The organism is Hydrogenophaga sp. (assembly GCF_041633695.1).
GTDB lineage: Bacteria > Pseudomonadota > Gammaproteobacteria > Burkholderiales > Burkholderiaceae_C > Hydrogenophaga.
In genome coordinates this window covers 1-4000 of sequence record NZ_JBFJMY010000386.1, presented here as the reverse complement: position 1 = coordinate 4000, position 4000 = coordinate 1, and the positions used below count along the sequence as shown (strand labels likewise).

The window sequence follows — 4000 nt, the reverse complement described above, 5'->3', positions numbered from 1 at the left end:
GCGCCGCCACCTCTTGCGCCCGCAGGTGTTTTTTCACCGTCATGGGGTAGTAGGTGCCACCCTTCACGGTAGCGTCGTTGCAGACGATCAGGCAGTCCACGCCGCTCACACGCCCGATGCCGGTGATCACGCCGGCGCAGGGCGCGCTGTCGCTGCCGTCGCGGTCGGGGTACATGTTCATGGCGGCCAATGGGCTCAGTTCCAGGAACGGGGTGCCGGGGTCGAGCAGCATTTGCACCCGGTCGCGCGGCAGCAGCTTGCCGCGCCCGGTGTGTTTGGCCCGCGCTTTCTCGCCGCCACCCATCGTGGCTTTTTCGATCTGCAGCTTCAGGTCGTCCACCACCGCGCGCATGGCGGCGGCATTGGTCTGGAATTCGGCAGAGCGGGCGTTGAGTTGGGTCTCCAGAGTCGACATGGCGGCTTCCGTATGGTTGGTCGGGACATTGTGGAGGATAGACCCATGGGCCGGACAATGGCCGTCAGACAGGTTGCAAATCGCGCCACAGTTCGACAAACTACCCGCATGCCCGTGCTTGCCCCACCCCACCGCCTGCGCCGCGCCGCATCGGCGTCCACCTCCCCATCCATGCAATTGGCTTTGACGCCGATGCGTTTTGTGGCGGCCATGGTGGCCGCCTACGAGGCCCGGGGCATGGACCCGTCGCAGGCCTTGAAACTGGCACAAATCACGCCAGAGACGGCGGCCAACCCCGGTGCGCGCATCACCGCCGCACAAATGGAGCGCCTGTCAGAAGCCGCGATGCGGGAACTCGACGACGAGGCCCTGGGCTGCTTTCGCCGCGCCCTGCCCTGGGGCAGCTACGGCATGCTGGCGCGCGCCTCGCTTTCTTCGCCCACGCTGGGCGTGGCGCTCAAGCGCTGGTGCAGGCACCACAGCCTGCTCACCGACGACGTGGCGCTCTCGGTCCACACCGAGGGCGACACGGCCCGGCTTGAACTCCGCGCCCACCAACACCCGCAGGCCTTGAGCGAGTTTTGCGTGGTTTCGGTGTTGCGCAACGTGCTGGGCCTGGCGTGCTGGTTGGTGGATTCGCGCATCCCGCTGCACGGCGCGTGTTTCCCCTACGCCGCGCCCGACCATGTGGATGCCTACCGCGTGCTGTTCGACGGCCCCGCCGTGTTCGATCAGGCGCACGCCGCCCTGCACTTCGATGCCCGCTACCTGGCCCTGCCCATTGGCCGCGACGAAGCGGCCATGAACCAGATGCTGCAACACGCTCTGCCGCTCACGGTGCACGCCTACCGGCGCGACCGGCTGCTGGTGCAACGGGTGCGCCTGGCCCTGGCGATGCAACCCGACGACACGCGCAACGCCGACGATCTGGCCAACCTGCTCCACGTGTCGCCCCGCACCTTGCACCGGCAGCTGAAAGACGAAGGCGCTTCGCTGCAAACCCTGAAAGACGAGGTGCGGCGGCAACGCGCCACCGAGCTGCTGCAACGCACCAGCCGCCCGATCAAACAGGTGGCGCTGGCGGCGGGCTTTCTGAACGAGAAGAGTTTTATCCGCGCCTTCAAGGGCTGGACCGGGCAGTCCCCGGCGGACTTCCGGCGCCTGGTGCCGCCATTGGCCTGATCTGCAACCCCAATGGCGCGCACCGGCGCCACCGCATGCCTAGACTGTGGACATGATCGCCATCCACGACGACACCACCATCGGCCAGGCCTTTTTCGAAGCCTGCGACCGCTATGCGGACAACAGCTTGCTGGCCGTGCCCGCCAACCCGGCGCGCAACTACGACCCCGCCGGGCGGGAGATTCGCTACGCCGAAGCCGCCGTGGCGGTGCGCGCCCTCATGGCCCGCTACCGCGCCGCCGGCTACGGGCTGGGCCACCGCGTGGCGCTGTTGCTGGAAAGCCGGCCCGAACACCTGCTGCACAAGCTGGCGCTCAACGCGCTGGGCGTGTGCTGCGTGCCGGTCAACCCCGACTACCGTTCGCGCGAATTGGCCTACTTGGTCGACCACGCCAAGCCCGACCTGCTGGTGCTGCTGCCCGAGCGCGCGCAAGCCGTGCAAACGGCACTGGCGCTTTGCGCGCACCAACTGCCCGTCGTGCAACTGGCGGACCTGGACACGCATGCCCTGCCGCGCCCAGGCACAGCGGCCTTGCCCGGCGAACCGGTGGGCGACACACCGGCCTGCATCCTCTACACCTCGGGCACCACCGGCCAGCCCAAGGGCTGCGTGCTCTCGCACACCTACGAGCTGGCGGCTGGCCACTGGTACGCGCACCAAGGCGGCCTGGGCGCGGTGCGCGAAGGGCTGGAGCGCTTGTACAACCCGCTGCCGCTGTTCCATGTGAACGCGTCCATCCTGTCCTTCTATTGCATGTTGCTCAGCGGTGGCTGCCAGGTGCAGACCGACCGCTTCCAGCCCAGCCGCTGGTGGACCGAGGTGGTGGAAAGCCGCGCCACCATCGTGCATTACCTCGGCGTCGTGGTGCCCATGCTGCTCAACCAGCCCCCCAGCGCCCTGGAGCGTGCGCACCAGGTGCGCTTTGGCTACGGCGCCGGTGTGGAGCCCCAACTGCACGCCGTGTTCGAAGCGCGCTACGGCTTTCCCCTGCTGGAACTCTGGGGCATGACCGAGATGGTGCGGCCTTTGTGCGATTGCCACGAACCGCGCCAAGTGGGCACGCGCGCCTTTGGCCGCGCCCGGCCTGGACTGGACGCCTGCGTGATGGACGAGACCGGGCAGGTGCTGCCCGACGGCACGCCGGGCGAGCTGGTCATCCGCCACTCCGAAGCCACGCCACGGCGCCACTTCTTCAGCGGCTACCTGGACAACCCCGCCGCCACGGCAGAAGCTTGGCGCGGCGGCTGGTTCCACAGCGGCGACATCGTGACCCGCACCCCCGACGGCATGCTGCATTTCATGGACCGGCGCAAGAACATCATCCGCCGCTCGGGCGAGAACATCGCCGCCGCCGAGGTCGAAGCCCTGCTGCTCACCCACCCCTTGGTGGCCAACGCCGCCGTGATGGCGCTGCCCGACGAGGTGCGCGAAGAAGAAGTGCTGGCCTGTGTGGTGCTGCGGCGACCCGAAGGTGGCAAAGGCGTAGAAGCCACAGAAAACGCCGAGACCGCGCGCGCCCTGTTCGACTTCTGCCACCAGCAGCTGGCCTATTACAAAGCGCCGGGCTGGCTCTGGTTTGCGGCGGAGATCCCCACCACCGGCACCCAGAAAATCCAGAAGCACCGCATCTTTCCCGACGGTTGTGACCCGCGCAGCCTGCCCGGCATGCACGACCTGCGCCCCCTCAAAAAGCGCCATTGAGCGCAGGAGATTCCCCCATGCTCGTCTTGCACCATTGCGTCAGCGCCCGCTCCTTGCGCCCCTTGTGGATGCTGGAAGAACTGGGCCTGCCCTACGAACTGCGCCTGCTGCCATTTCCGCCGCGTGCGCACGCACGGCCCTACTTGGCGCTCAACCCGCTGGGCACCGTTCCCCTGCTGGAAGACGGCGACACCCGCATGAGCGAATCGGCCGCCATGTGCCAGTACCTGGCGGCGCGCCACAGCGCGGGCCAGTTGGATGTGGCCGTCAGCGAAACGGCCTACGGCGCCTATCTCAACTGGCTGCACATGAGCGACGCCACGCTCACCTTTCCGCAGACCCTGGTCTTGCGCTACACCCACTTTGAACCCCCCGAGCGCCAGCAGCCCCAGGTGGCGACCGACTACAGCCGCTGGTTCCTGGCCCGGCTGCGCGCGGTTGATGCCACGGTGCAACAACACACCTACCTCTGCGCCGAGCGCTTCACCGCCGCCGACGTGGCCGTGGGCTACGCCCTGCTGCTGGCCCAGCACCTGGGCCTGGACGCCCAGTTCCCACCCGCCGTGGTCGCCTACTGGCAGCGCCTGCGAGAGCGCCCGGCGTTTCAGCGGGCCTTGCGCGTGGAACGCGAAACCGCCATCGCCCAACAGGTAGACCCCACGCCGTCGCCAGATCTGCGGCCTTGACGGGCAAGCCCTTCT

General features: G+C 68.0%; 4 protein-coding genes. 3 read left to right on the top strand and 1 reads right to left on the bottom strand.

The genetic code is table 11. From position 1 onward, the window contains the following. On the bottom strand, positions 1-415 hold a 415-nt coding region (locus tag ABYB95_RS18625), incomplete at its 3' end, for a carboxyl transferase domain-containing protein (RefSeq protein ID WP_372660234.1). Between the two features lie 108 nt (positions 416-523). Here ABYB95_RS18625 and ABYB95_RS18620 point away from each other — a divergent pair. The 3 genes from ABYB95_RS18620 to ABYB95_RS18610 are packed head-to-tail and all read left to right on the top strand — an operon-like array spanning position 524 to position 3985. Beyond that, positions 524-1597: an AraC family transcriptional regulator gene (locus ABYB95_RS18620; protein WP_372660232.1), complete on the top strand. Its 1074-nt coding sequence runs from the start codon at positions 524-526 to the stop codon at positions 1595-1597. A 52-nt stretch (positions 1598-1649) separates the two neighbouring features. Further along, positions 1650-3299: an AMP-binding protein gene (locus ABYB95_RS18615; RefSeq protein WP_372660230.1), complete on the top strand. Its 1650-nt coding sequence runs from the start codon at positions 1650-1652 to the stop codon at positions 3297-3299. Positions 3300-3316: 17 nt separating this feature from the next. Beyond that, the gene (locus ABYB95_RS18610; protein WP_372660228.1) at positions 3317-3985 is read left to right on the top strand and encodes a glutathione S-transferase family protein; all 669 of its coding nucleotides are present in this window, start codon (positions 3317-3319) and stop codon (positions 3983-3985) included. Positions 3986-4000: the final 15 nt, after the last annotated feature.